Annotated in this window: 27 protein-coding genes, 1 other RNA gene, 1 pseudogene and 1 other annotated feature; of the genes and pseudogenes, 16 read left to right on the forward strand and 13 right to left on the reverse strand. The window is 28.9% G+C overall.

Annotated elements, in window-relative coordinates; translation table 11 throughout:
• Positions 1-96: 96 nt before the first annotated feature.
• The 10 genes from ACESR5_RS07955 to rpmH form a co-directional block, all read right to left on the reverse strand.
• On the reverse strand, positions 97-1,437 hold the full coding sequence (locus ACESR5_RS07955) for an MATE family efflux transporter (protein ID WP_087304813.1): 1,341 nt from the start codon (positions 1,435-1,437) through the stop codon (positions 97-99).
• A gap of 135 nt (positions 1,438-1,572) precedes the next feature.
• Positions 1,573-1,794: a hypothetical protein gene (locus tag ACESR5_RS07960; RefSeq protein ID WP_087245094.1), complete on the reverse strand. Its 222-nt coding sequence runs from the start codon at positions 1,792-1,794 to the stop codon at positions 1,573-1,575.
• A gap of 1 nt (position 1,795) precedes the next feature.
• Positions 1,796-3,130, reverse strand: coding sequence for a tRNA uridine-5-carboxymethylaminomethyl(34) synthesis GTPase MnmE (gene mnmE / locus ACESR5_RS07965; RefSeq protein ID WP_373155006.1), 1,335 nt, complete (start codon positions 3,128-3,130; stop codon positions 1,796-1,798).
• Between the two features lie 94 nt (positions 3,131-3,224).
• Positions 3,225-3,461, reverse strand: coding sequence for a hypothetical protein (locus ACESR5_RS07970; RefSeq protein WP_087245092.1), 237 nt, complete (start codon positions 3,459-3,461; stop codon positions 3,225-3,227).
• A complete protein-coding gene (locus ACESR5_RS07975; protein ID WP_087245091.1) occupies positions 3,454-5,196 on the reverse strand; it encodes an ABC transporter ATP-binding protein in 1,743 nt (580 codons plus the stop codon). The genes ACESR5_RS07970 and ACESR5_RS07975 overlap by 8 nt, the downstream gene beginning before the upstream one ends.
• Before the next feature lie 70 nt (positions 5,197-5,266).
• Positions 5,267-5,626 (reverse strand): hypothetical protein, encoded by a 360-nt coding sequence (locus ACESR5_RS07980; RefSeq protein ID WP_373155009.1) that lies wholly within the window; start codon positions 5,624-5,626, stop codon positions 5,267-5,269.
• Positions 5,627-5,707: 81 nt separating this feature from the next.
• Complete coding sequence (locus ACESR5_RS07985; RefSeq protein WP_087297276.1) at positions 5,708-6,310, reverse strand: R3H domain-containing nucleic acid-binding protein; 603 nt, start codon at positions 6,308-6,310, stop codon at positions 5,708-5,710.
• 15 nt (positions 6,311-6,325) lie between these two features.
• A complete protein-coding gene (locus ACESR5_RS07990; RefSeq protein WP_087245088.1) occupies positions 6,326-7,189 on the reverse strand; it encodes a YidC/Oxa1 family membrane protein insertase in 864 nt (287 codons plus the stop codon).
• A gap of 2 nt (positions 7,190-7,191) precedes the next feature.
• Positions 7,192-7,527 carry a ribonuclease P protein component gene (gene rnpA, locus ACESR5_RS07995; protein ID WP_087245087.1) on the reverse strand — a complete coding sequence of 112 codons (336 nt, stop codon included), beginning with the start codon at positions 7,525-7,527 and terminating at the stop codon, positions 7,192-7,194.
• A gap of 39 nt (positions 7,528-7,566) precedes the next feature.
• Positions 7,567-7,701 (reverse strand): 50S ribosomal protein L34, encoded by a 135-nt coding sequence (gene rpmH, locus ACESR5_RS08000; RefSeq protein ID WP_003535525.1) that lies wholly within the window; start codon positions 7,699-7,701, stop codon positions 7,567-7,569.
• Positions 7,702-8,211: 510 nt separating this feature from the next.
• On the opposite strand from rpmH, the gene dnaA reads away from it, so the two are divergent.
• The 11 genes and pseudogenes from dnaA (at position 8,212) to ACESR5_RS08055 (ending at position 19,992) form a co-directional block, all read left to right on the forward strand.
• Positions 8,212-9,555, forward strand: coding sequence for a chromosomal replication initiator protein DnaA (gene dnaA / locus ACESR5_RS08005; protein WP_087245086.1), 1,344 nt, complete (start codon positions 8,212-8,214; stop codon positions 9,553-9,555).
• Positions 9,556-9,704: 149 nt separating this feature from the next.
• Complete coding sequence (gene dnaN, locus ACESR5_RS08010; RefSeq protein WP_373155012.1) at positions 9,705-10,808, forward strand: DNA polymerase III subunit beta; 1,104 nt, start codon at positions 9,705-9,707, stop codon at positions 10,806-10,808.
• 51 nt (positions 10,809-10,859) lie between these two features.
• The gene (locus ACESR5_RS08015) at positions 10,860-11,531 is read left to right on the forward strand and encodes a response regulator transcription factor (protein WP_087245084.1); all 672 of its coding nucleotides are present in this window, start codon (positions 10,860-10,862) and stop codon (positions 11,529-11,531) included.
• 3 nt (positions 11,532-11,534) lie between these two features.
• A complete protein-coding gene (locus tag ACESR5_RS08020) occupies positions 11,535-12,431 on the forward strand; it encodes a sensor histidine kinase (RefSeq protein WP_373155013.1) in 897 nt (298 codons plus the stop codon).
• An 85-nt stretch (positions 12,432-12,516) separates the two neighbouring features.
• Positions 12,517-12,657: pseudogene (locus ACESR5_RS08025) on the forward strand (ATP-binding cassette domain-containing protein); the annotation flags it as partial.
• A gap of 7 nt (positions 12,658-12,664) precedes the next feature.
• Positions 12,665-13,066, forward strand: coding sequence for an FtsX-like permease family protein (locus ACESR5_RS08030; protein ID WP_373155014.1), 402 nt, complete (start codon positions 12,665-12,667; stop codon positions 13,064-13,066).
• A gap of 173 nt (positions 13,067-13,239) precedes the next feature.
• Positions 13,240-13,458, forward strand: a complete 219-nt coding sequence (gene yaaA, locus ACESR5_RS08035; protein WP_087245096.1) for a S4 domain-containing protein YaaA — start codon at positions 13,240-13,242, stop codon at positions 13,456-13,458.
• Positions 13,445-14,554, forward strand: coding sequence for a DNA replication/repair protein RecF (gene recF, locus ACESR5_RS08040; protein WP_087245080.1), 1,110 nt, complete (start codon positions 13,445-13,447; stop codon positions 14,552-14,554). Before yaaA ends, recF begins: the two co-directional genes overlap by 14 nt.
• Positions 14,541-16,463, forward strand: a complete 1,923-nt coding sequence (gene gyrB, locus ACESR5_RS08045; RefSeq protein ID WP_087304829.1) for a DNA topoisomerase (ATP-hydrolyzing) subunit B — start codon at positions 14,541-14,543, stop codon at positions 16,461-16,463. Before recF ends, gyrB begins: the two co-directional genes overlap by 14 nt.
• Positions 16,464-16,478: 15 nt before the next feature.
• Positions 16,479-18,938, forward strand: a complete 2,460-nt coding sequence (gyrA, locus tag ACESR5_RS08050; protein WP_289527491.1) for a DNA gyrase subunit A — start codon at positions 16,479-16,481, stop codon at positions 18,936-18,938.
• Between the two features lie 286 nt (positions 18,939-19,224).
• Complete coding sequence (locus tag ACESR5_RS08055; protein WP_373155015.1) at positions 19,225-19,992, forward strand: DUF4241 domain-containing protein; 768 nt, start codon at positions 19,225-19,227, stop codon at positions 19,990-19,992.
• Positions 19,993-20,080: 88 nt separating this feature from the next.
• On the opposite strand, the gene ACESR5_RS08060 is transcribed toward ACESR5_RS08055, so the two are convergent.
• Positions 20,081-20,428: a DUF6054 family protein gene (locus ACESR5_RS08060; RefSeq protein ID WP_129739480.1), complete on the reverse strand. Its 348-nt coding sequence runs from the start codon at positions 20,426-20,428 to the stop codon at positions 20,081-20,083.
• Positions 20,429-20,560: 132 nt separating this feature from the next.
• Between ACESR5_RS08060 and ACESR5_RS08065 the strand changes: the two genes are divergently transcribed.
• The 4 genes from ACESR5_RS08065 (at position 20,561) to serS (ending at position 25,190) form a co-directional block, all read left to right on the forward strand.
• Positions 20,561-21,172 (forward strand): DUF4230 domain-containing protein, encoded by a 612-nt coding sequence (locus ACESR5_RS08065; protein ID WP_129739478.1) that lies wholly within the window; start codon positions 20,561-20,563, stop codon positions 21,170-21,172.
• Positions 21,173-21,252: 80 nt separating this feature from the next.
• Entirely contained in the window at positions 21,253-22,596 is a 1,344-nt protein-coding gene (locus ACESR5_RS08070) for a dicarboxylate/amino acid:cation symporter (protein WP_373155017.1), read from the forward strand.
• 544 nt (positions 22,597-23,140) lie between these two features.
• On the forward strand, positions 23,141-23,644 hold the full coding sequence (locus ACESR5_RS08075; protein WP_373155019.1) for a GNAT family N-acetyltransferase: 504 nt from the start codon (positions 23,141-23,143) through the stop codon (positions 23,642-23,644).
• A 37-nt stretch (positions 23,645-23,681) separates the two neighbouring features.
• Positions 23,682-23,871: a binding site (T-box leader), on the forward strand.
• 41 nt (positions 23,872-23,912) lie between these two features.
• Positions 23,913-25,190, forward strand: coding sequence for a serine--tRNA ligase (gene serS / locus ACESR5_RS08080; protein ID WP_373155021.1), 1,278 nt, complete (start codon positions 23,913-23,915; stop codon positions 25,188-25,190).
• Between the two features lie 94 nt (positions 25,191-25,284).
• Here serS and ACESR5_RS08085 read toward each other — a convergent pair whose 3' ends face one another.
• Together ACESR5_RS08085 and ACESR5_RS08090 are read right to left on the reverse strand one after the other, a co-directional pair.
• Positions 25,285-25,503, reverse strand: a complete 219-nt coding sequence (locus tag ACESR5_RS08085) for an HAD family hydrolase (protein WP_373155023.1) — start codon at positions 25,501-25,503, stop codon at positions 25,285-25,287.
• Positions 25,481-26,062 carry an HAD-IIB family hydrolase gene (locus ACESR5_RS08090; RefSeq protein WP_373155025.1) on the reverse strand — a complete coding sequence of 194 codons (582 nt, stop codon included), beginning with the start codon at positions 26,060-26,062 and terminating at the stop codon, positions 25,481-25,483. Before ACESR5_RS08090 ends, ACESR5_RS08085 begins: the two co-directional genes overlap by 23 nt.
• Before the next feature lie 348 nt (positions 26,063-26,410).
• Here ACESR5_RS08090 and ffs point away from each other — a divergent pair.
• An RNA gene (gene ffs, locus ACESR5_RS08095) (signal recognition particle sRNA small type) lies at positions 26,411-26,498 on the forward strand.
• Positions 26,499-26,511 lie beyond the last annotated feature (13 nt).

Genomic DNA, 26,511 nt, shown 5'->3' on the forward strand with positions numbered 1-26,511 from the left:
CAATGGATATAATACCATATATTCTTTCATTTGAAAACTAAAAGCTGTTGACTTTTTTACTTTGTCAACAGCCTGAAATCAGCTTTATAAGCTGATTTATACAAAAGCATGTTTTCTTACTTTTAAGTAACAGATCATTTGAGCACTTAATGTCAAAATCCATGAAATTGGATAAGAAATATAAAGAACAAAGAGAGAATGATTCATTTGGAAGACTGTAAATATCCAAATAACACGGAATAAACAGGCTCCTGTTAAAGAGATAAGCATAGGCATGACTGAGTATCCCATACCTCTTAAACTTCCTACAATGACATCCATAATACCACATAAAAAATAAGATGCACTGACAATACTTAAACGAATAAGCCCAGCAGAAATAACTTGTGGATCAGTTGAATAAATAGTTAATAAAACATTTCCTAACAAGTATGCTCCAAAACCTAAAACAAATCCAATAATACTAACAACAACTAAACATCTCACAAGAATTTGATTCACTCTTGAATAATTCTTTGCTCCCATATTTTGACTTGTAAAACTTAAGGATGTCTGATAAATAGAATTCATAGCCGTATAGACAAATCCTTCAATATTACTTGCTGAAGTATTTCCAGCAACAATAATAGATCCAAATGAATTCACTGATGATTGAATTAAAACATTTGAAATATTAAATACCATTCCTTGTAATCCTGCAGGTAATCCAATTTGCAACATTTTTATTAATTTATCTTTATGAAAACGTAATTGATCTTTAGATAATTTTAAAACACCATCAGCATGAATTAAACATCTTAACACTAATACTGCTGATATACATTCAGACATCATTGTTGAAATGGCGACTCCTGCAACACCTAAATGAAAAACAATAACAAAGATTAAATTGAAAATAACATTAATAATTCCTGCAAAAGTTAAATAATAAAGTGGTCTTTTGGTATCCCCAACAGTTCGTAATAAGGCTGCCCCAAAATTATAAACCATAAAACCAGGCATACCAATAAAATAGATACGCATATATATTGTTGATAAATCAATCACATTTTGAGGTGTTCCCATTAATTCCAAAAGTGGTCTTGCAAATATATTACCTACAAAAATCATAATAATTCCACCATAAATAGCAGTACAAATAGCCGTATGTACTGTTTCTGATGCATTTTTATCATCGTGAGCCCCACAAAATCTTCCAAATAAAACATTGGCTCCAACCGATATTCCTATGAACAGATTCACTAATAAATTGATTAATGAACTTGTTGATCCTACAGCTGCTAATGCATCACTGCCAGTAAATCTCCCCACAACAATAATATCAGCTGCATTAAATAATAATTGTAATATTCCTGATAGCATCAATGGCACAGAAAATATAATAATTTGTTTTAATAATGGACCATGACACATATCAATTTCATAACTTTTATTCATGATTTTCCTCCCCATTTCTTCGCTTGCATATTATAGCACTCTTTCATTAGAAAATATGATCTTTTCTTTTTTTGAAATGATATGATTGAATATTCAAGTTATTTCAATAAAAAAAGATGAATCAACTCATCCTTTTCATTTATTTTTAAATATCAGATATAGAATATAGAGAATAACACATTCCAAAAGACATGCTAAGGTAACAAGTATTGCAAAGTAACTAATCAGCGATAAAGTCTGATTTCCTCTATTAAATGCTGTTACAACTAAGAAAACAATAACACTTATTAACCCTATTCTTCTTAAATATTTAAAAAATTTATAATATCTTTCTGCTAAAAACTGATACTTTTTCACATTATTTACCTATACAAAAGCGTTTAAATAACTCATCCAATAAGTCCTCTTTTGCTCTTTCTCCTAAAATCTCTTTTAAACTTTCCCAACTTTCATATAAATCTGTAACAATTAAATCAGTTGGCACATATTCTTGCATTGCTTGAATAGCATTTTTTAATGATTGATTTGCTTTTTCTAATAATTGAATTTGTCTTGCATTTGCAAGAATATCATCTTGTGATGAAGTAATTTGTCCTAATTCAAACATAGCTTTAATCTTTTGAATTAATGGTTCAATATCATGATTCTTAGCACTAATTGCAATACCATCAATATCTTTAATTTCTCCCTGATCCTTTTTATTAATGACAATAATTCTTTGTGTATCCTTTGATAACTCTAATAATTCATAATCTTCTTGAGTTAATGGTTGAGAACCATCTAATACCAATAATACTAAATCTGCTTTATGAACCAGTTCTTTTGATTTATGAACACCAATATTTTCAACAACATCATCAGTATCTCTGATACCAGCTGTATCAATCATATTTAAAACAATATGATCTAATCGAATCGTTCCTTCAACAATATCTCTTGTTGTTCCAGCAATATCTGTAACAATGGCTTTATCTTCATCTAATAAAGCATTTAACAAGCTTGATTTTCCAACATTAGGTTTTCCTATAATCACTGTTGAAATACCATCTTTTAATAAATGAACATTTTTAGATGAATCAATAATATGATTCATTTTTTCTTGTAATTGTATACTTTTAGGAAGTAAAGATTCAGCTGTTAATTCTTCAACATCTTCATATTCAGGATAATCAATATTGACTTCTATCTGTGTAATAATCTGAATAAGATCTTCTTTTAAATCTTCAATAAAATGACTGATATTTCCTTGAATTCCTCTTAATGCTAATTGAGAAGCATAATCATTTTTAGCACTAATTAAATCACTAATAGCTTCTGCTTGTGATAAATCAATACGTCCATTTAAGAAAGCACGTTTTGAAAACTCTCCATGTTCTGCCATACGTGCACCCATCTTTAAACAAAGATTCAAAACCTTTTGAGTAATAAAGATACCACCATGACAGTTAATCTCTACCATTTCTTCTCCCGTAAAAGTTCTATGTCCACGATATATATTAACCAAAACTTCATCAACTTTTTCATCTTGATCTTTAATAAATCCATATGTAATAGTATGACTTGCTTTATCCATGATTTTTCCAGTAAAAAACTGTTGAACAAAAGCAATACATCCTTTTCCACTTAAACGAATAATAGATATAGCTGCTTCTAATCTTGAAGTTGCTATAGCAACAATAATATCATCATTCATTTGAATCAATTCCTTTCTTTCTACTTCATATAGTATAACAATATCTTTTTGAAATATCTATGAAGTTATGAAAAAAAGTAGCACTCTTGTGCTACTAACAATGATTTGAAAGATACATTGCAGGATAATCTTGATATTTCTTAGCTTCTTGTTCATCTAAAAATATAGAATAATGAATCTGTCTTGATGAAATCTCATGATGACCACTACAATTTGCATATCCTTCAATTTTAAATGTATATTCCTGATCTTTGATTTGAATATCAAAAACCTTTCCATTCATAACAAACCCTTGAACAATAAAATATACAGTTTGTCCTTCTTTAAGCATTTTCTTCCAATCCTTCAAATTGTAAACGATAGTATTTGGCATAAACATTATTTTTATTCAATAAGAATTGGTGTGTCCCTCTTTCAACAATACCATTATTACCAATGACAATAATTTCATCAGCATTTCTAATTGTAGATAATCTATGAGCAATGGTAATACATGTACGATTCTTTGCTAAGGCTTCTAAGCTTTTTTGAATATGACGTTCACTTTCATTATCCAAAGCACTTGTTGCTTCATCAAGAATTAAAATCTTTGGATCTTTTAAGAATATTCTGGCAATAGAAATACGTTGTTTTTGTCCACCACTTAAACGTGTTCCTCTTTCACCTACATATGTATCATAGCCATCAGGTAAACTCATAATAAAATCATGAATATTCGCTTTTTTAGCTGCTTCAATAATTTCTTCATCACTGGCACCTGGTTTTCCATAAGAAATATTTTCTTTAATAGAACCAGTAAATAAATATACATCCTGTTGTACAATCCCAATAGATTGGCGTAATGATTTGAGAGTTAATTTTCTAATATCTTGACCATCTATTTCAATACTTCCACCTGTTACATCATAAAAACGAAGTAACAATGAACAAATGGTTGTTTTTCCTCCACCAGATGGACCAACTAATGCAATAGATTTTCCTGAATCAATATGAATATTGAGATGATCTAATACTTTTTCATCATCATATCCAAAGCTCACATCTTTATAATCAATGACACCCTGAACATTAACTAAATCATGACTGTCTGGAGCATCTTGAATTTCAACTTGAGTTTCCATCACTTCATTGAATCTTTTGAATCCTGAATAACCTTTTTGAAGCATTTCTGTAAATTCTACTAAGACTTCAATTGGAGTAATAAAGATATTAATATATAAAGCATAAGTTGCAAGAGCGACAGGTTCTAATGATCCTTCAGCAATAAAGAATCCCCCAGCAACTAAAATCGTAACATATAAAAGTCCCTGAAAGAAATTATTACCACCTTGGAATTTTCCCATACAATGATAATTATTTTTCTTACTTTGTAAAAATCTTTCATTACTTCTTGCAAATTTATGTCTTTCAATATCTTCATTTGCAAAAGATTTCACAACTCTAATTCCAGCTAAAGTATCCTGTAAAGATGCATTAACACCTGCAATCTTTTGACGATTATCCATAAATGTCTGTTGCATAGATTTATTTTGTTTTAATGAAAACAACAACATACATAATGTTACAATCATCAATAAGATAGTTAAAGGAACATGAATATACATTAATAAAATAAATGAACCTATAATTTTAAGTAATGATATAAATACATTTTCTGGTCCATGATGAGCAAACTCACAAATATCAAATAAATCACTTACTAACTTACTCATCATTTCCCCTGTATTATTACGGTCATAATAAGAAAAAGATAATTGTTCAAACTTATCAAACAAATCTTTTCTCATATCTCTTTCCATTTGAGCACCCATAATATGTCCCTGTGCTGATACATAATATTTACATAATGCACGAATAGCATACATAATCAGTAAAAAGATGGCTAACCAAAATAAACTTTGAATAATTGTCTGATGATCAGCGATATATAATGTATCATTTAAATAATTTAAGATTTGAGGAAAAGCCAAATCAATAAGACTGATAATCATGGCACAGATCATATCTAAAAAGAAAACTGTTTTATATGGTTTATAATATTGTATAAACTTTCTCATAATCTTCATAATATACCCTCCATTCTACAACTTTTCCCATTATAACATATCTAAAAAAAAAGAAAACATTTCTGCTTTCTTACTCATCAAATATATTGAAAATATCTTTTTTATTTTCTAATAAATAAGCTTTTTGATCTTTGATTATATCATTTCCATTGATTATATATACTTGTTGATCATCTAATTCAATTTGATATGTGGGTCCTTTTGTTTTTTCATAATCCTTTTGAGCATTTTGAACATGAATAGACTGATTTAATGTCTTAACTAATAAATCAATCTTATCTTGATTGTGAATGGAATATTGAATCGGCTTTTCTTGTTTTCCATAAATCGTTAATGTTGCATATTGATAAGAAAGTTGTTTCATTTTTAAACTTGACCCTCCTACCACAACAATAAATAATACAAGTATGGCTATGATTTTTCTTTTCATGATTACCCACCTCAAGTTCATTCTATCATAAACAAATGAAAATCTTATGTATAATTAAAAAAACTCTATCCATGATAGAGTTTAATCAACATATGAAATTGTCGTAAATCTTCCTTTTCCTTCTCCCTGACTTTCAGTTTTTAAATGTGGACCCATTTCAGAAATTGTTTGATGAATCACTTTTCTTTCATCAGCAGGTAAAGGATCAAGTTTCACATCTATCTTTGTACGTAAGACTTGTTTACCAAGTCTTTTTGCCATAGCTGAAACTTTTCTATATCTATTTTCTTTATATCCATTAATATCTAAGCTAATTTCAAATCTTTTCTTAAATTCATTTTGTACAGCTTGTCTTGCGATAAAATTAAATGCTCTTAGAATAACCCCATTTTTACCAATTAAAATAGAATTATTATCTGTATTAATATTACAATAAATACGTCCATCTTGAGTATATGAAACAGTTTCTACTTGAAATTCCATATTTGTAAGTGTCTTTCTTACAAAGTTTTCTAAATATTCCTGAACCATACTCTGACAATAACATTCAATCACAACTTTTTTAGAAAATAATCCCTTTTTTTCTTCAATAATTTCATATGTCAATTCATCAGGAGTAATTCCTAAATCTTGGCAAGCATGTTGAATCACATCATCTAATGTTTTTCCTTCATATGTCTTCATAGTTTTGCCCAGTCCTTATTTATCTTTTTTCTTTTCAATGTGATAAAGTTGAATATAAACTGTTCTTGCAATTGTAATTAAACTTGTTGTAATCCAGTATAATGACATTGCTGTTGGCATTGATACTGCAAACCATACAATCATAACAGTCATGACAATATTCATTGTTTTCATTGATTGTTGTTGTTTTGAAACCTTATATCTTGGATTTCTCTTTAACATAATATTATTGATTTCAATCGCAAAATATTGTGTTAAACCAACCAATGCTACAATAACGATATAAGCCCATTCTCCTTCTGTAATGGCTGATATTGGCGTAATTCCTAATTTTAATCCAAATAATGTTGAAGTATATAATATTTCAACTCTTTGCACTGCCTGCCAAACTGCAAGCATGATTGGTAATGTCAAGAACGTTGAAAAACTGCTTAACATGCTGATATTATGCTTTTTATATAAAGCTTGAATTTCAGCACTTTGACGCATTTGAGAGGCCTGATCTCTTCTTCCAGCATATTTTCTTTGAATTCTTTCCATTTCTGGTTGAATTAATTGCATCTTTTGAGTTGACTCTGTTGATTTAATCATGATAGGTAAAATCAGAATATTGATGAAAATTGTCATTCCCACAACACCCCAAGCAACATTACCTAACATATTGCTGATAAATAAAATACCTCTCGCAATTGGATAAGTTAAAATAAAATCAAAAAAACCTAAATCCTTTAAACTCCAAGGAGTTGATTCATTAATAGCACGTGATGCAATCAGTTGTCCATTTTGATCAAGATTACTTGTACATCCAACTAATACGAAGACCACAGCTACTAAAGCAAATGCTTTTAAAAATTTCTTTGTACGTTGATCTAAATACATTGTTACTTTTCCATCCTTCTATTTATTTTATTATATAGAGATACAAGGCTTTCTAAATTATCATGATAATTCTGATTTAAAAACTGATATCTCACTATAATAATAAAATCCATCTTTTGATTGTTATCAAAAACCTGCTGAACCATCATTCTGACTTGTCTTTTTATTCTATTTCGAACAACAGCATGACCTAATTTTTTACTTACTGAGATTCCCACTCTTAAATGATCTTTGTTTTGATCAAAATAAATGACAAACTGTCTGTTTGCTATTGATTTTTTCTTTTTAATGATGGATTGGAAATCTTCATTCTTCTTAATTCGATACTCTTTTTTCATATTTTTTTAGAAAAAAAACCACATTAAAGTGGAATTTTTTTAGGCAGATAAAACTTTTCTTCCTCTCTTACGGCGACGAGCAAGTACTTTTCTTCCGCCTACTGTTGCCATTCTAGCTCTAAAACCATGAGTTTTTGATCTTTTTCTCTTATTTGGTTGATATGTTCTTTTCATTGATTACACCTCCAAAATAATAAATTTTTTATACACAATAACATATGCCCCATTATTATATGGGTTTTGCTTTTATAAGTCAATGAAAATATAGAAAATTATTTGATTATTCAAGCATTTTCTTTCCTGATAAAGTTCTATTTACTTTCATTTGTGCATATCATTTATCAGGAGTATTTACGTCTATTCACAACTTATGCACAAACGCTTAAAAGTTATTCACAATTGTGTATAACTCTACATTTATTCACTTATATCGACATTTTTCTTGTGCATTATTTGTTGCTTTTTATGTGAATTAAAAAAATAAAATCATTTTGTGCACAATTATGCACATAGCATAACTTTTTATGCACAATTTCGATATCATGAAATTTGTGTAAAACTAAAAAAAGCCCGTCAATTCAATATAATTTGATGTGCATAACTATGTGAATAACTTGTGCGTATTTTTTTTCATCTTCTATTTATTCACTTTTTCCTTTATAATGTGTCTTGGAGATGGTGAAAATGAACAATTTAGATATGAACTGGCAAAAAACTTTAAGTTTATTCCAAGGAAAACTTGATGATTATGGATTAGATAAAATTACTTTTGATTCTTTTTTCACTACCTTAGAAATCAAAGACATTGTAGGAAGTGTCGTGACGATCACCATTGATACAAAATGGAGCTTAGATGTTGTAGAACCTTATTTAACGCATTTACAGGAAATCTACAATACTGTCACAAATGGACACTATCAGCTACATTTAATGACTGAAGAAGATTTTAAACAAAGTCATGCAAAACAAGAACATTTATTACATTTTGATGATCACTTAAATCCTGATTTGACTTTTGATAATTTCGTTATTGGAAACAGTAATAGAATTGCTCAAAATGCATCTTTAGCAGTTGCTATGAAACCTGGTATTTCTTATAGTCCATTATTTATTCATAGTAATTCAGGATTAGGAAAAACACATTTATTAAATGCTATTGGAAATTATGCTAAAAAACGTGATCCATCTATAAATGTTTTATTTACAACAAGTGAGAACTTTGTGAATGAATATATTCAATCATTAGCTAATCATGCAATGGATGAATTTAACTATAAATATCGTCAAATGGATATATTATTAATAGATGATATTCAATTCATGGCTACAAAAGAATCATCAAGTGAGATCTTTTTCAACATTTTTAATACTTTAATTAGTAATAAAAAACAGATTGTCATTACTTCAGATAAACCACCACGTGATCTAAAGGGAATGGAAAGTCGATTAGTCAGTCGATTTTCATCTGGTTTAACAGTAAGTATTGATACACCTGAATTTGAAACGGCTAAAGCCATTTTAAGAAAGAAAATAGAAATTGAAAATGTTGATTATCCAATAACGGAAGAAGTTTTAGACTTTATTGCCACTCATTTTAATACTGATGTCAGAGAACTAGAAGGAAGTTTAAAAAGATTATTATTTTATAAGCTCATATGTGGTAAAAAATTAGATATTATTGACTTGAATTTTGCCTTAGAAGCCTTTAGTGATTCTTATAGTCAGCCAACACAGAAAAAAGAATTAACTGTTTCAAATATAAAGAAATGTGTTGCTGATTATTATAATTTAACGGTCGCTCAAATTAATTCTAAATCAAGAACATCTAGTATTATTGTCGCAAGACATATTGCCATGTATTTAGTCAGAGAACTCATTGAAGATATTTCATTCATTCAAATTGGTCATGAATTTGGTGGAAGAGATCATTCAACTGTCATGAAAGCTTGTCATAAAGTTCAACAGAAATTAGAAAAAGATATGAATTATCGTCAAGCTATTCAAGATATTAAAAAGAAACTTGTGTAAAAGTTATGCACACTTATCCACAACTTATACACATCATAAAAATAAAAAAACAATGAATAAAACGTCACTTTTTTTCACTTATGCATATTGTGCACAATATTATTATTATGTTATTATTTAAATAATATAAAATATAAAGGAGATCATTTATGAATTTTAAGATTAAAAGATTGGAATTATTGAATGCTCTAACTAAAGTTTCAAGAGCAGTTTCTATAAAAAGTCCCTTACCTGTTTTAACTGGTATTAAATTTGATTTAAAAGAAGATGAACTTATTTTAACTGGTAGTGATAGTGATATTACAATTCAAACAAGTATTCAAGATCATATTGATATTATTGAATCTGGTAGTGTTGTTTTATCATCTAAATATATATTAGAAATTATTAAAAAGATTGATTCTGAAGATGTACATATTTTTATTGTAGATGGAACACTTACAAGAATTGAAGGAGCTAACTCTCGTTTTGATTTAAATGGAACATCTTATATTGATTATCCTCGTATTGATTTAAATAAAACAGGTGTTAATTTACAGATGAAATCTATTGATTTAAAAGAAGCAATTGAACAAACTTCATTTGCGACAAGTGAAAAAGAAACAAGACCTGTTTTAACAGGAGTTAACTTCAAAGCTAAAGATCATGTTTTAGAATGTATTGCGACAGATAGTTATCGTTTAGCAAAACGTATTTTAAATATTGATTCTGATATTTCATTTAATATTATTATTCCTAAAAAGAGTTTAATTGAAATCAGCCGTATTATTGAAAAAGATGAACTGATTGATTTATATGTATCTGATCGTAAAGTTTTATTTGTTTTTGATCATGTTTTAATTCAAACAAGATTAATTGATGGAACTTTCCCTGATACAAGTCGCTTAATTCCTGATAGTTTTGATTACTCTATGAGTATTGATAGCACAAGTTTATTAAATTCTATTGATAGAGCATCATTACTGACAAATGAACAAACAAATATCGTTAAACTCACAATGAATCAGGATACAGTGATCTTATCTTCATTCTCTCAAGAAATTGGGTCAGTAGAAGAAAACTTATCTAGAGCTTTCTATAAAGGTGAACCTTTAAAAATTTCATTTAGTGCCAGATATTTAACTGATGCTATTAAGAGTATTAATGGACAAAAAGTGAGAGTCTTATTTACTGGTGAAATGAAACCATTTATTATTAAAGACTTTGAAAGAGAAGATATTATTCAATTGGTTTTACCTGTGAGAACTTATTAAGCTAATCTATTCACGATTAGCTTTTTTTGTTATAATTTGAATGGTGGTATTATGGAAAAAATTTTACTGGTTGAAGATGATTTACAAATCGTTAAGCATTTAAATTCTTATTTAAGAGAAAATGGTTATCATTTAATAGCTGTTGATGGTCAAAAAAAGGCTATGCAAATACTCCAACAACAATCTATAGATTTAATCTTATTAGATATTTCATTAAAAGAAGGTAATGGCTTTTCTTTATATAATGAAATTAAAGCTTATTATGATATTCCTATTATTTTCTTAACGGCCCAAAGTGATGAATTTAGTATTATTACAGGACTTGATTTAGGAGCAGATGATTATATATCAAAACCATTTCAACCTCGAATACTATTATCACGTATTCAAAATATTTTAAGAAGATATAAAAAACAAGATCAGATATTCCAATATCAAAATCTTCAAGTTTATATTTCTCAGGCTAAAGTCTTTAAAAATCATCAGGAAATCTTTTTATCAGCTTTAGAATATAAATTATTGTTAATATTTGTACAACATGCTCATCATTTACTAACAAGAGAATTTTTATTAGAAGAACTTTATCAGATGACAGGTGAAGATATGAATGATAATACTTTGACTGTTTATATTAAAAGATTAAGAAATAAGATAGAAGATCAACCTCAACATCCCCAAATCATACAAACCAAAAGGGGATTGGGTTATCAACTGGGAGATTAGATCATGTATATCATTATATTCTTATTATGCTGTATTATAGTTAGTTTATGTTTTTATATCTATAAAAAAAATAAAAAAATTATTTCTATTTCTAAACAAATCAATGATGTTTTATTTCATCATAATGATTTTTATATTCAAAAATATAAAGAGGGAAATCTTTCTATCTTAGAGAGTGATATATGTAAATTAGTCAATAAGATTTATGAACAAAATCATTTATTAGAAAATGAAAAACTGATTCTAAAAGAATATCTGGAAGATATATCTCATCAAATGAAAACACCTTTAACAGCTTTAAATTTAATTCATGAAAGATTAAAGAAAGCAGAAGGCAATGAAAAAAGACAATTATTAAAAGAAGAAAAGAAATTATTAGATAAAATTGAATGGCTCGTGATGAGTTTATTAAAAATGGCTCAATTAGATGCCCAGACAGTCACTTTTCATCAGGAAAGTATTACACAGAAAGATTTTGTTTTGCAGTTATTAAATCCATTTGAAATACAAATAGATATGAAAGATATTCAATTACAAATCAATATTCAAGAATCAGAGATATTCAAATGTGATATTTTATGGACTTTAGAAGCTGTATCTAATATCTTAAAAAATTGTATAGAACATGTTGAACAAAATGGTATGATTCAAATATCAATGAATCAAAATCCTTTATATGATGAAATCATTATTCAAGATAATGGTTGTGGTATTGATCAGGAAGATTTAATTCATCTATTTGAAAGATTTTATAAAGGAAAAAATGCAAAGCAGGATAGTGTAGGTATAGGTTTAGCTTTGAGTTCTATGATTATTGAAAAACAAAATGGAACAATTCAAGTAGAAAATACATATCCTGGCACAAAATTTACAATTCATTTATATAAAGAAAATGTATAGATATTTGATTATGACAAATCTGTCACTTTATTGTCACGGGTTTGTCATTTTTATTTGATACAATACAATTGAGGAGGGAGAATATATGGCAATACTAGAAGTTAAAAATTTAACAAAAATATATGGAAATGATGAAAATAAGGTTGTAGCCTTAGATCATGTTTCATTTACTGTTGAAAAAGGTGAATTTATAGCTATTGTAGGTTCATCTGGATCAGGAAAGAATTGAGTTTATGACAATTGTAGAGATATTTGTTTATGGTTTTGTCACAATTATGTTGATATTTACACTAATGAATATCTTAAACATGATGAGTGCCAGCATAGAAAAAAGAAAAAAAGAATTTGCGATGTTCATGAGTATAGGCATGAGTGTCAATGATATGAAAAAAATGTTATGGAAAGAATCTTCTATTTATGGCATAAAATCATTTGTATATAGTTTACCATTCTGTATAATAATAGAATTTCTATTATATAATTTATCTTTTAACACTATACCTTTTAGACCATCATGGATAGCTTATTTGATATCATTTATTGTGATGATGATAGTGATGATTTTAACATTTAAATTAGGATTAAATCGTTTTAGAAAACAGAATATTATAGAAACATTAAAAGATGATATGTAGTCAAAAAGACTATATATCATTTTTTAGCTTATATTTAGCTTATAAGAGGTTTTTATATAAAAATGAGATTTATCACTTTTTTTATAAATATTGAATATAAGCCATAAAAACTATCATTTTTGATGTTTTTGTGATATAATAGTTCAGGTTATGAAAGTATGGGTGATAAATATATGAAAGAAGTTACAATTCATAGTGAGTATATTACTTTAGGACAATTACTTAAATTAGCTGATGCTGTAAGTAGTGGAGCTGAAGCTAAATTAGTCATTAGTGATGGACTGGTTCTTGTCAATGGTGAAGTAGAAACAAGACGTGGGAAAAAGCTCTATCATCAGGATATTGTTTCTTTTGATGGACAAGAATATCTAATCATTAATGAAGATTCATAGTATTCAATTAAAGAATTTTAGAAATTATATTGATTGTTCAGTAAAATTTGATCCTTTTATTAATATTTTAATTGGTCAAAATGCTCAAGGAAAAACAAACTTATTAGAAGCTATATATATTTTATCAATGTCTAAAAGTTTTAAGACAAAAGTCATAGATGAAATGATTTATTTTGATCAGGACTTTGCGAAAATTCAAGGACAGGTTATTAATAATCAAAAGACATTAAATTTAGAGATTGTTTTATCAAAGTTAGGAAAGAAAGCTTTGATTAATCATAATGAAATTAAAAAAACAAGTGATTATGTTGGTTATTTAAATGTTGTTTTATTTATTCCTGAGGATTTAATGTTAATAAAAGGGAGTCCAAAATTAAGAAGAAAATTGATTGATATGGAGTTATCTAAAATATCACCTATATATATGTATGATTTTAATAAATATCAAAGATTATTAAAAGAAAGAAATAAATATTTGAAATTATTAAATGAAAAACATTTAAAAGCTGATGATTACTTAGAGGTTTTATCTGAACAGATGGCACGATTACAAGTTCAATTATTAAAGAAAAGAATTGAATTTGTTGAATTATTAAATGAGATATCTACGAAAATGTATGATTATATTGCTTTACATCAGGAAGTATTATCAATTCAATATAAAACACATTATAAAGATATGAGTTATGAAGGTATTTTAGAAGATTATCGAAAGAATTATCAAAAAGATATTGCTTTTAAACAGACAACACATGGTATTCATAAAGATGATCTGGTGATGTGTTTAAATCAACAGGATGCTATAACTTATGCTTCACAAGGGCAACAAAGATCTATTGTTTTAGCAATCAAAATCGCTTTATTAGAATTGATTAAAAAAGAAATCGGAGAATATCCTGTTTTGTTGTTAGATGATGTTTTAAGTGAATTAGATGATACAAGAAAGACGAAGTTATTGAATTTAATTGAAGGAAAGGTTCAGACTTTTTTAACTTCAACAAATATTGATGGTATTCATCATCAGGTTATAGATAAAGCAAAGAAAATCGTCATTGAAAATGGAAATGTGAAAGGAGAAAGCTATGGAAGAAAATAAAGTTCAACACAGTTATAATGAATCTGATATTCAAGTCTTAGAAGGATTAGAAGCTGTTAGAAAAAGACCAGGTATGTATATTGGTTCAACGTCTTCTAGAGGTTTACATCATTTGGTATGGGAAATTGTTGATAACTCTATTGATGAAGCTTTAGCTGGATTTTGTAGTGAAATTAAAGTGATTTTAGAAGAAGGCGATGTTGTCAAGGTTATTGATAATGGACGTGGTATGCCAACAGGTGTTCATGCGAAAACTGGTAAGAGTACAGTTGAAACAATTTTAACTGTTTTACATGCTGGTGGTAAATTTGGTGGTGGAGGCTACAAAGTTTCTGGTGGTCTACACGGTGTTGGTGCCAGCGTTGTTAATGCATTGAGTGAATGGTTAGAAGTTTATGTACATAGAGATGGTCATATTTATTATCAAAGATTTGAAAAAGGTGGACAACCTGTTGAAGATTTAAAGATTATTGGTGATTGTGATGATACTGGAACAACAGTTACTTTTAAAGCTGATCCTTTGATTTTTGAAGAAACAACTGTATATGATTATGAAACATTAAATCAGAGAATCCGTGAATTGGCTTTCTTAAATAAAGGATTGAAATTAATTTTAGAAGATCATAGACAGACACCACATAAGAAAAATGAATATCACTATGAAGGTGGTATTAAAGAATATGTTGCTTATTTGAATCGTAATAAGACACCTATTCATGAAGAAATTATTTATGTAGAAGATGAAATAGATGATATTAAAGTTGAAGTTGGTATGCAATATAATGATGGATATCAGCCAAATATCTACTCTTTCTGTAATAATATTAATACACATGAAGGAGGAACTCATGAAGAAGGTTTCCGTCTTGCTTTAACAAGAGTCATTAATAATTATGCCAAAAATAATAATTTCCTGAAAAAAGATGAAGAATCTTTAAGTGGGGATGATTGCCGTGAAGGTTTAACAGCGATTATTTCAGTGAAACATCCTGATCCTCAATATGAAGGACAGACAAAAACAAAATTAGGAAATGCTGAAGTGAGAAAAATCGCAAGTAATATCATTTCAACAGCGTTAGATAAATTTTTATTAGAAAATCCAAATACTGCACAAATTATTATTAATAAAGCTATTGTCGCAAGTCGTGCCAGAATGGCAGCTAAACGTGCCAGAGAAATGACAAGAAGAAAAACAGCTTTAGATAGTATTGCCTTGCCAGGTAAATTAGCTGACTGCTCATCTAAGGATCCTAGTGAATGTGAAGTATTCATTGTCGAAGGGGATTCTGCCGGTGGTAGTGCCAAAATGGGTAGAGATCGTAGAACTCAGGCCATTTTGCCATTACGTGGTAAGATTTTAAATGTTGAAAAATCAAGATTAGATAGAATTTTAGGGAATGCTGAAATTCGTTCAATGATTACAGCTTTTGGAACAGGTATTGGTGAAGAATTTGATATTAGTAAATTAAGATATCATAAAATTGTCATTATGACCGATGCCGATGTTGATGGTGGACATATTCGTATTTTGATGTTGACATTCTTATATCGTTTCTTAAAGCCATTAATTGAAGAAGGATATGTGTATGCTGCACAGCCACCATTATATTTATTGAAACATGGAAAAGAAGAATATTATTTATATTCTGATTATGAATTGGAAAAGAAAAAAGAAGAACTTGGTGAAAATGCCAAAATTTCTATTCAGCGTTATAAAGGTTTAGGAGAAATGAATGCTGAACAGTTATGGGATACAACAATGAACCCAGAACATCGTGTTTTATGGCAAATTGATTTAGATGATGCGATGCAGGCTGATGCTATGTTTGATATGTTGATGGGTGAAAAAGTTGAACCAAGACGTGAATTTATTCAAGAAAATGCACAAATGGCAGAATTAGACTTATAGTAAAGGAGAGAAAAAATGGAAGAACGTGGAATTAAGAAAAGATCATTAACAAAAGAAATGAAACAATCCTTTATCAATTATGCCATGTCAGTTATTGTTCAAAGAGCTTTACCAGATGTGAGAGATGGATTAAAGCCTGTTCAAAGAAGAATTGTGCATGGAATGAATGAACTTGGATGTTATAGTGATAAACCATATAAGAAATCAGCGCGTATTGTTGGGGAAGTTATGGGGAAATACCATCCTCATGGTGACTCTTCAATCTATGAAGCTTTAGTTCGTATGGCACAGGATTTCAGTTATCGTTATATGTTAGTAGACGGTCATGGAAACTTTGGTTCTATTGATGGTGATGGCGCTGCGGCACAACGTTATACTGAAGCCAGAATGTCTAAGATTTCTATGGAAATGGTGAGAGATATTAATAAAGATACAGTCAATTTTATTCCTAACTATGATGGTGAAGAATCAGAACCAGAAGTTATGCCATCACGTTTCCCTAACTTATTAGTCAATGGGACAACAGGAATTGCGGTTGGTATGGCTACAAATATTCCACCTCATAATTTAGGTGAAGTCATTGATGCCATATTGGCTGTTTCTCATAATCCTGATATTACGATTCTAGAATTAATGGAAAATTATATTCAGGGACCTGATTTTCCAACAGGAGCTTATATCTTAGGTAAATCAGCGATTAAAAAAGCTTATGAAACTGGTAATGGCTTAATTGTCATGAGAGCGAAAACGGATATTATTGATATTCATGGTGGTAAAAAAGCTATTGTTGTTACTGAAATACCATATATGGTCAATAAAGCTCGTTTAATTGAAAAAATGGCTGAACATGTTAAAGAAAAACGTATTGAAGGTATTACAGAAATACGTGATGAATCTAACCGTGAAGGTATTCGTATTATGATTGAACTTCGTAAAGATGTTCAACCAGAAGTCATTTTAAATCAGTTATTTAAATTAACAGCTTTACAGACAACATTTGGTGTCAATTCTATTGCCTTAGTGAATAACCAACCTCAAACTTTAAATCTAAAACAAATGATTACTTACTATCTTGATCATCAAGAAGAAGTGATTAGAAGAAGAACAGCTTATGATTTAAAGAAAGCTGAAGATCGTGCTCATATTTTAGATGGTTTAAAAAGAGCATTAGATCAGATTGATGCTATTATTGAACTCATTCGTTCATCACGAACAACAGAAATTATTCAACAGAGATTGATGGATGAATTTAATATGTCTGATCGACAAGCAAAAGCAATCAGAGAAATGCAGCTTCAAAGATTAGCTGGTTTGGAAAGAGAAAAGATTGAAAATGAATTAAATCAATTATTAGAATTGATTGCTGATTTAAAAGATATTCTTGCAAAAAGAGAAAGAATATTAGAAATTATTGAAAAAGAATTATTAGAAATTAAAGCTAAATTTGCTGATAAGAGAAGAACTGAAATTATCCAAGGAACATTTGATTTAGAAGATGAAGATTTAATTCCAGTCGAAGATGTTATTATTTCTTTAACTTCTAATGGATATGTCAAACGTATGCCTGTTGATACTTATAAAACACAAAATAGAGGTGGTAGAGGTATCAAAGGTATGGGAACCAATGAGGATGATATTGTGGATGCTCTTATTCATATGAGTACTCATGATGATTTATTATTCTTTACAAACTTTGGTAAAGTCTATCGTTTAAAAGGATATAATATTCCTGAATTTGGTAGAACTGCTAAAGGATTACCTGTTGTTAATTTATTAAATCTAGATAAAGATGAAAGTGTTAAATCTATGATTTCTATTGATAAAGATGATATTGATGAAGATAAGAATCTATATCTATTCTTTGTGACATTAAATGGTTTAGTTAAGAAAACTTCTATTGAAGAATTTAAAAATATTAGACAGTCTGGTAAGATTGCGATTAATTTAAAAGATGAAGATCAGTTGGTTGCTGTAAAATTAACAAAAGAAAATGAAGAAATTCTCGTTGCAGCATCTAATGGAAAATTAATTAGATTTAATGAAAATGATGTCAGACCAATGGGTAGAACAGCATCAGGTGTCAGAGGTATTAATGTAGATGGTAGTCATGTTGTGGGTATGACAACAAACGGAGAAGGACAATATATTATGGCTATTAGTGAAAATGGTTATGGTAAGATGTCTCCAATAGAAGATTACCGTGAATCACATCGTGGTGGTAAAGGTGTGAAAACCATTAATACGACTGAAAAGACAGGACAATTGGTAGCTTTAAGAGCTGTTAATGGTGATGAAGATTTATTAATTATGACAAGTGAAGGTATTATGATTAGACTTCCAATGGAACAAGTGAAACTTGCTGGAAGAAATACTCAAGGTGTTAGATTGATTAAAGTTGCTGAAGGATCAATTGTTTCAAGTGTAGAAGTTGTTGATAAATCTGAAGAAGAAACTGAAGATAATGAAGAAGAATAGTATGTTGTAGGACATACTATTCTTTTATGAATACAAAAAGATATGTTTAATGTAGAATATCTCATAGTTACTGTATTTAATGGACTTTTTGGAATATAATAGCTAAAAATTTACAATGAAATTACAACAAATGAAAGAGCATTATATGACAACTTATAGGATAATATATCAATTTCTAAAAATATTTTTCTTCAATGTCTGAAAAATTATGACTACTAAATTTTTAATGATATAATTTTTAATGAAGATAGTGATAAATAATATAAAGTTGAAGGGAGCGTTGAATATGGGGTTATTCGACAAGTTTAAAAAGAAAAGTGAACCTGTAAAAGAAAAAAGAAATAGTGAATGGCAGGAAATATATGAGAAAAACAAAGAAAAATTTAGATGTAAGATAGATTTAGAAAGCTATTTCACTGAAAAGAAAATAGGGAAAATGGAAGTTGATATTTTAGATATTGGAGAAGTTAATTTACCTACTGGGAAAATTATAGCTTGTGATCCATTGGTAGAACTTGGAGAAGCAAAAACATATCTTCAAAAAACTCCTATCGGAAAATTTTCTGTAAAAATAGCTGTAGTACTAAGTAAAGATTATGGAAATAGATATGCTTGTGTAAAAGTTGAATTTAATAAAAATAAGCCAGTGGTTTACGAACTAGCTATAACAGGAAATGAAAAGAAAATGGAAGAGGCTGAGGAAGATGAGTTTTATGGTTTCTGTGTAGATGCAGGAATGGGCTGTATAGCAGACAAAAAATCTCAATATGAATATTCAAATTATTGGAATAAACTTGAGAAAGAAGGTGCTGATAATCCTTATGATGATATTTTTGAAGAATTATTAGCAGAAAGTTTTAAAAAGTTTCCTAAATATCAAAGAGATATGGGAGACTGGGCTAATTTTATAATTCCTGACACTGATTTAAATATCCTTATTTTTGCATCAGGGTGGGGAGATGGATATTACCCTTGCTATTTTGGATATGATGAAAAAGGAGAGCTTTGTGGATTCTATATTCATTTTATAGATATTGAAAAAGAATATGAATAGTCACAAATTCCAATTTGTACGTGCCTTTGATAAAAAAATCTCATTCTGACGAAGTGATTCAAATATGGCGGTGAGAAGTTTTCTATTATTATCTAGAAATCTTTTTATATTGTTGAATAGCTTCTTTCAATTTATTTAAAAAAGCATCTTCACCTAAAGTGTTGATTTTAAAAAACATAGCTTGACTTCCACCGGAACTTATAGCAGTGACCTGAATATGATTTTGATATTCTGTTATAGTAATAGACAAGCTTAATCGGTTTCCGCCTGTATAACTATATCTCTCTAATATTAAAATACCAACATGAACATCGTGTATATCATAATAATGTTCATCTTCTATTGAAGCTGAAAAACTTGAATTTATTAATTCATTTTTTAAAAACTGACAGAAATGATTGAAAGAACCATGAAGTTCACAAGAATATTTAGCCATGATCATACCTCCTTATTTATAGATTATCATGAAGTTTTGAAAATCATGTGTATTTTATATGTTCATATCATTTCAACAATATTTGACAAATATCTTGATCTTTTCTACAATGTTTGTAAGTAGGTGAAATGAATGAAAAAAATACAAATCAGTCAAACTTTAAAAAATATTATTGTTATTGTTGTGATAGCAGTTGTTTTCTTTTTTGTTGGAAAAGTATGGCCAAGTGGTGAAGAACCAACAGCCATTACAAGTGATTTATTGTCACAACAAATTCAAGGTATTAGCGAATTAGCAAGTGTAGAATATAATTATACCAATATGGGAAAATATGAAAATCAGGCGACTTTTTATGGTTGGAAAGTCCCTTTTACAACAAAGAGTTTCATTTTATCATATGATGGTCAAATTAAGGCTGGTATTGATATGAGTTTAGTAGAAGTCAATGTTCATGGTCAAAATATTGATATAACAATACCACAAGCTAAAATCCTATCTCATGAAATTGATCAGGAAAGTATTGAAGTTTTTGATGAAACAAAAAATATATTTAATCAGATTAGTATTACTGATTATAATCAATTTGCGATAGATCAAAAGAAGAGCATGGAAAGTAAAGCACAAGAAAAAGGATTATTGGAAGAAGCTCAAAATAAAGCTAAAGAAACAATACAAACATTTGTAGAATCAATGTATTCATCTTCAGATGATTATAAAATTGAAATAAAAGTGGCAGAATCTTAAAGTTCTGTCATTTTTTGTTGAAATATAACGATATTATAGTATAATGTTAGAAGTTTGGATATAGAAATGGGAGGTCATATATGAATTCAAGTCAAAGTGGTAAGAAATTAGCGAAGAAAATGATTATTGCTTTAATTTGTGGTTTAATTGCAGGGTTTGGATGTATTTTATTAAGAGAAAATTTATTAACGAATGGGCAGGAAGCTTTATGGAATACAATCAATAATGTATTATTTCAAGATATTACTGCTGAAGGCGCTAATAGTGCAATTGGTTTATTTTATATTGTAGGTCAATTATTTGTAAATGCATTACAATTAATTATTATTCCAATGGTATTTGTATCTATTATTTTAGCTATTTGTGTTATTACAGATACAAAGAAATTAGGAAGAATTTCTTCTAAAACAATAGGAACATTCCTTATAACAACAGTTTGTGCTTTAATATGGGCTGGTATTATTGGTTCAATTGTTTATCATTTAGGAGCATTTAATGCTGTACATGCTGATAACTTAGTGATTCAACAAGGAGCTGTAGGTTCTAATCCATTAAATATCATTGTATCAGTGATTCCTAATAATTTAATTAATGCATTTACAAATAATGGTAATGTTTTAGCAGTTGTTTTCTTAGCAGTAGCGATTGGACTTGCGATGAATCAATTAAAAGATAAAACAAAAACATTAAAGAAATTATTAATTGAATGTAGTGATATTATTTCAGTTTGTTTATCATTTATAATTACAAAATGTGCACCATATGCAATATTTTGTTTATTAACAAGAACATTTGCAATCTATGGAATTGATTATTTATTACCTGCTTTAGCTTATGTCTTAACAGTTCTATTTGCTTTGTTTGTTTATCTGTTTATAGCTTATCCTATCTATTTAATGGTGATGGGAAAAATCAATCCAAAACCATTTATGCGTAAAATACCAAAAGTTGCTTTATTTGGTTTTTCAACATCATCAAGTGCAGCAACATTACCATTAAATAAAGAAACAACAGTTCATGAATTGGGTGTAAGTGATGAAATAGCTTCATTTGTTTTACCATTAGGAATGACAATCAATATGGATGGTACAGCCATCATGCAAGTTATTGCAGCTATCTTTATTGCAGCAAGTTCTGGTTATGATGTATCTTTAACATCTATGGCAGTCATTGCATTTCTTGCTTTAATTGCATCAGTAGGAACACCTGCTGCACCAGGAGCAGGAGCTGTTATCTTATTTACTATTTTGACTGGTATGGGATATACAAATGATGGGGCATTATTGGCTTATTCATTAATTTTAGCAATCAATAGACCAATTGAAATGCTTGTGACATCATTAAATGTTGTTGGAGATTCAGCAACTTCAGTGATCGTTGCCAAAAAAGAAAATATGTTAGACGAAGATATTTATAACAGTTAAGTAAGCTCATAATCGAGCTTATTTTTTGTTTTGATATTTGCTAAAAGTAAATTTCAAAAATAAAATCATTCTTTCTAAACATTATAGAATACGATATTTATGAATGATATAATGCATATGAGCAACAATAGCGGTAGGTGGTTATGCCTTGGTCGTCTTGATCGAAGGTACGTAATCCTTCGTTAACATAGATATCCATCAATTTGATGGAAATATGAATGACGGAGGTGATTGACATGACATCTTATGAAATGATCACGATAGTATTAGGAATGCTGACATTCCTTGTGACATTAATAAGTTTGATTGTGAAAATGCTTCTTATTATTATTGATAAGAGCATAAAAAAATAACTACCTCTGTCTCTGGAAAAGTTGAGGTAGTTATTCTTACTTCACAAAATCCAAGGCATAACCGTTTATTGGTTGCTCCTTTTACATTTTTATTATAGTTTATGTATTTTTAATTGTCAATATACTGATTCATTTGTTTGTAATTATTAAAAATGATATAATTTTTTATAAGAAACAGAGGTGTTATGAGGATGACTTGTTTGATTAGAAAATGGAAAAGAGAAGATGCTCAAGATTTACAACAATCTATTAATGATTTAAGAGTTTTAAATAATTTAACAGATCGTATACCTTACCCATATCATTTACAGGATGCCTATGATTATATAGATGCTATGTTATCTGCTGATGAAAATGAAATCTTTGCTTTTGCGATTGAGTATGAAGGACAAGTTGTTGGCAGTATTTCTGTTTTAAGACAAGATGATATTTATCGTAGAAGTGCAGAATTAGGATATTATTTAGGATATTCTTATTGGGGAAAAGGTATTATGAGTGAAGCTGTGAAACAGACATGTCAATATGTTTTTGAACATAGTGATATAGAGAGAATTTTTGCGGCTCCTTTTGATTATAACCCAGCCTCACAAAGAGTCTTAGAAAAATGTGGTTTTGAACGAGAAGGTATTTTACGTAAGAACGGCTTTAAAAATGGTGAGTTTCATGACATGATAATGTATTCTTTGATTAAATAATTATTGAAATTATCAAGTCTTATGCTATAATCAGTATATCAAATCGTTGCATTGGATAAGTAAATGTGAAATCATGATAGAGAGCTGATGGTTGGTGTAAATCAGTATGAGGAAACATTGAAATCTACCAATAAGAGAAGCTAATCACTTCCGGTTGAACCGTTATCTCATAAAAGTTATCATTTTGATAAGAAATAGGGTGGCACCACGATAAATTCGTCCCTTGTGAAAGGTGCTTTTTATTTTATTGAAAAAGGAGAAATGAAAAATGATTGATATTGCTATACTAAGAGAAAATCCAGAAGCTGTAAAAGAAAATATGCGAAAGAAATTTCAGCATGATCGTTTACATTTAGTTGATGAAGCTTTTGAATTAGATAAAGAATATCGTGAAGCTCTGACAAAAGCAAGTGAACTTCGAGCTATGCGTAATTCATTATCTAAAGAAATTGGACAATTTATGCGTGAAGGGAAAAAAGATTTAGCTGAAGAAAATAAAAGAAAAGTCAGTGAAATGGCAGATACTTTAAAAGAATTAGAAGCAAAAGAAGTTGAATTAGGTCCAAAATTAAAAGAAGTGATGATGAAAATTCCTAACTTTATTGATGATAGTGTACCTATTGGAAAAGATGACAGTGAAAACGTTGAAATTCAAAAATATGGAGATCCTGTTGTTCCTGATTATGAAATTCCATATCATGCTGATATTATTACAAAATTAAATGGTTTAGATAAAGAAGCAAGTGGAAGAACAAGTGGTAATGGTTTCTATTATTTGATGGGTGATATTGCTAGACTTTCTTCAGCAATGTTATCTTATGCCAGAGATTTTATGATTGATAAAGGATTTACTTATTGTATTCCTCCATTTATGATTAGAAGTGATGTTGTGACTGGTGTAATGTCATTTGAAGAAATGGATGCTATGATGTATAAAATTGAAGGTGAAGATTTATATTTAATTGGAACAAGTGAACATAGTATGATTGGTAAATTTAAAGATCAGATTGTTAATGAAGAAGAATTACCAATTACATTAACTTCATATTCACCATGTTTTAGAAAAGAAGTTGGTGCTCATGGTATTGAAGAACGTGGTATTTATCGTGTACATCAATTTGAAAAACAGGAAATGGTTGTTTTATGTAAACCAGAAGAAGCTATGGAATGGTATGATAAAATGTGGTCATATACTGTTGAATTATTTAGAAGTTTAGATATTCCTGTAAGAACACTAGAGTGTTGTAGTGGAGATTTAGCTGATTTAAAAGTCAAATCTTGTGACGTAGAAGCATGGTCACCTAGACAGAAGAAATATTTTGAAGTCGGATCTTGTTCTACATTAGGAGATGCTCAAGCTAGACGTTTAGGTATTCGTACAAAAGGTGAAAGAGGAACATATTATGTCGCAACTCTTAACAATACTGTTCTAGCAAGTACACGTGCATTAATTGCATTTATTGAAAACAATTATAATGAAGATGGAAGTATTTCTATTCCTGAAGTCTTAAGACCATATATGGGTGGAAAAGAAAGAATTGGTTAAGATTCAAAAATGACATGGTGTCCTGGATAAAAATCCGGGGCATTTTTTTATTTTATAAAGATATAAAAAAAGCTGCAAAGATGCAGCTTAGATCTTATATAAGGTGATGTAAAAGGCAATAGTGATAAATACCATCATCACATACATGACCGCATATATCATCAGCAATCTCTTTCACTTGTGATGAAGCATTTCCCATTGCAACACCTGTCCCTACTGTTTGTAACATTTCTATATCATTATTTCCATCACCAAAAGCGAGAGCCTGTGATGCATCTAATTGATAATAGTCAAGAATTTTTTTGAATACCAATACCTTTACCACTTTGAGCAGGAATAATATCAACTGCTCTATCCCACCATGCTGTAATTTTAGCATTTTCTACATTGTCCATAAGAATTGAATAATCTTTTTCTCTACAACCAACCATTATTTGATAAACTTCATCTTTAGCGACTTCATTAAAATCATCAGCAACTTCTACTTTCATTTTGGCAAAGTCAAAATATTGTACCAAATCATCATCTTTTCCATTGCTGGCAATTCTGTTTTTTGTAGCAATGGATAATGGTCTATGTAGTTTTTTGGCATTTTGAATAATTTGTTGAACATCATAAGATGGAATAGGGAAGTTTGAAATATCTTGATCCTTTGTAAAACAATAAGAACCATTAAAAGTTAAGAAAGCATCAAATTCAATCCCATCAAAATGTGGTAAACTCATGGGTGTTCGACCAGTTGCTAAACAGATTCTGATTTGATTTTCTTTTAATCTTTTTAATGTTTCAAGCATTTTTTGAGATATTTGTTTTTTATTCATATCAATAAGTGTTCCATCAATATCAAAAAAAATGATTTTTATTGTTTTCATATAAATCTCCTTTATATTGAGTGATATATATTATTGTATAATTTTTAAGTTTATATATAAAGATAAATAATGATTTTATTTGAATATTCGTACATATCAAATTTATATTCAAGACAGTCATAAAGACATCATTTAGATAATTTTGGTGTTTAGAAGGTTATTTAATATTGAGAAGAATATGAACTAACAGTATCCTTTTTAAAACTATCGTAGTGATTTAAAACATTAACAATAGAACACGAATTATTTAACTTATCATCAAAAGTTGAAGTTTTATAAAGGAAAAGATGGATTTATTGGGAAATAGAATTTTTTATTGATTTGTATAAGAAATATGCTATAATAGATTTTGCCATTACAATAGGCGGCTTCGAACCATGTCAGGACCGGAAGGTAGCAGCATTAAGAATGTCCGTTTATGTGTAGTGGCTTTTTTCTAAGGAGTGAGA

Origin of the sequence: Clostridium sp. AUH-JLR23 (assembly GCF_964238065.1) — a bacterium.
Classification (GTDB): domain Bacteria; phylum Bacillota_I; class Bacilli_A; order Erysipelotrichales; family Coprobacillaceae; genus Allocoprobacillus; species Allocoprobacillus merdigallinarum.

What these genes read in the sequence shown, in the direction of transcription:
- ACESR5_RS07955 (WP_087304813.1), bottom strand. Translation starts at nt 1,437, where the DNA reads ATGAATAAAAGTTATGAAATTGATATGTGTCATGGTCCATTATTAAAA.
- mnmE (WP_373155006.1), bottom strand. Translation starts at nt 3,130, where the DNA reads ATGAATGATGATATTATTGTTGCTATAGCAACTTCAAGATTAGAAGCA.
- ACESR5_RS07970 (WP_087245092.1), bottom strand. Translation starts at nt 3,461, where the DNA reads ATGCTTAAAGAAGGACAAACTGTATATTTTATTGTTCAAGGGTTTGTT.
- ACESR5_RS07975 (WP_087245091.1), bottom strand. Translation starts at nt 5,196, where the DNA reads ATGAAGATTATGAGAAAGTTTATACAATATTATAAACCATATAAAACA.
- ACESR5_RS07980 (WP_373155009.1), bottom strand. Translation starts at nt 5,626, where the DNA reads ATGAAAAGAAAAATCATAGCCATACTTGTATTATTTATTGTTGTGGTA.
- ACESR5_RS07985 (WP_087297276.1), bottom strand. Translation starts at nt 6,310, where the DNA reads ATGAAGACATATGAAGGAAAAACATTAGATGATGTGATTCAACATGCT.
- ACESR5_RS07990 (WP_087245088.1), bottom strand. Translation starts at nt 7,189, where the DNA reads ATGTATTTAGATCAACGTACAAAGAAATTTTTAAAAGCATTTGCTTTA.
- rnpA (WP_087245087.1), bottom strand. Translation starts at nt 7,527, where the DNA reads ATGAAAAAAGAGTATCGAATTAAGAAGAATGAAGATTTCCAATCCATC.
- rpmH (WP_003535525.1), bottom strand. Translation starts at nt 7,701, where the DNA reads ATGAAAAGAACATATCAACCAAATAAGAGAAAAAGATCAAAAACTCAT.
- dnaA (WP_087245086.1), top strand. Translation starts at nt 8,212, where the DNA reads ATGAACAATTTAGATATGAACTGGCAAAAAACTTTAAGTTTATTCCAA.
- dnaN (WP_373155012.1), top strand. Translation starts at nt 9,705, where the DNA reads ATGAATTTTAAGATTAAAAGATTGGAATTATTGAATGCTCTAACTAAA.
- ACESR5_RS08015 (WP_087245084.1), top strand. Translation starts at nt 10,860, where the DNA reads ATGGAAAAAATTTTACTGGTTGAAGATGATTTACAAATCGTTAAGCAT.
- ACESR5_RS08020 (WP_373155013.1), top strand. Translation starts at nt 11,535, where the DNA reads ATGTATATCATTATATTCTTATTATGCTGTATTATAGTTAGTTTATGT.
- ACESR5_RS08030 (WP_373155014.1), top strand. Translation starts at nt 12,665, where the DNA reads ATGACAATTGTAGAGATATTTGTTTATGGTTTTGTCACAATTATGTTG.
- yaaA (WP_087245096.1), top strand. Translation starts at nt 13,240, where the DNA reads ATGAAAGAAGTTACAATTCATAGTGAGTATATTACTTTAGGACAATTA.
- recF (WP_087245080.1), top strand. Translation starts at nt 13,445, where the DNA reads ATGAAGATTCATAGTATTCAATTAAAGAATTTTAGAAATTATATTGAT.
- gyrB (WP_087304829.1), top strand. Translation starts at nt 14,541, where the DNA reads ATGGAAGAAAATAAAGTTCAACACAGTTATAATGAATCTGATATTCAA.
- gyrA (WP_289527491.1), top strand. Translation starts at nt 16,479, where the DNA reads ATGGAAGAACGTGGAATTAAGAAAAGATCATTAACAAAAGAAATGAAA.
- ACESR5_RS08055 (WP_373155015.1), top strand. Translation starts at nt 19,225, where the DNA reads ATGGGGTTATTCGACAAGTTTAAAAAGAAAAGTGAACCTGTAAAAGAA.
- ACESR5_RS08060 (WP_129739480.1), bottom strand. Translation starts at nt 20,428, where the DNA reads ATGGCTAAATATTCTTGTGAACTTCATGGTTCTTTCAATCATTTCTGT.
- ACESR5_RS08065 (WP_129739478.1), top strand. Translation starts at nt 20,561, where the DNA reads ATGAAAAAAATACAAATCAGTCAAACTTTAAAAAATATTATTGTTATT.
- ACESR5_RS08070 (WP_373155017.1), top strand. Translation starts at nt 21,253, where the DNA reads ATGAATTCAAGTCAAAGTGGTAAGAAATTAGCGAAGAAAATGATTATT.
- ACESR5_RS08075 (WP_373155019.1), top strand. Translation starts at nt 23,141, where the DNA reads ATGACTTGTTTGATTAGAAAATGGAAAAGAGAAGATGCTCAAGATTTA.
- serS (WP_373155021.1), top strand. Translation starts at nt 23,913, where the DNA reads ATGATTGATATTGCTATACTAAGAGAAAATCCAGAAGCTGTAAAAGAA.
- ACESR5_RS08090 (WP_373155025.1), bottom strand. Translation starts at nt 26,062, where the DNA reads ATGAAAACAATAAAAATCATTTTTTTTGATATTGATGGAACACTTATT.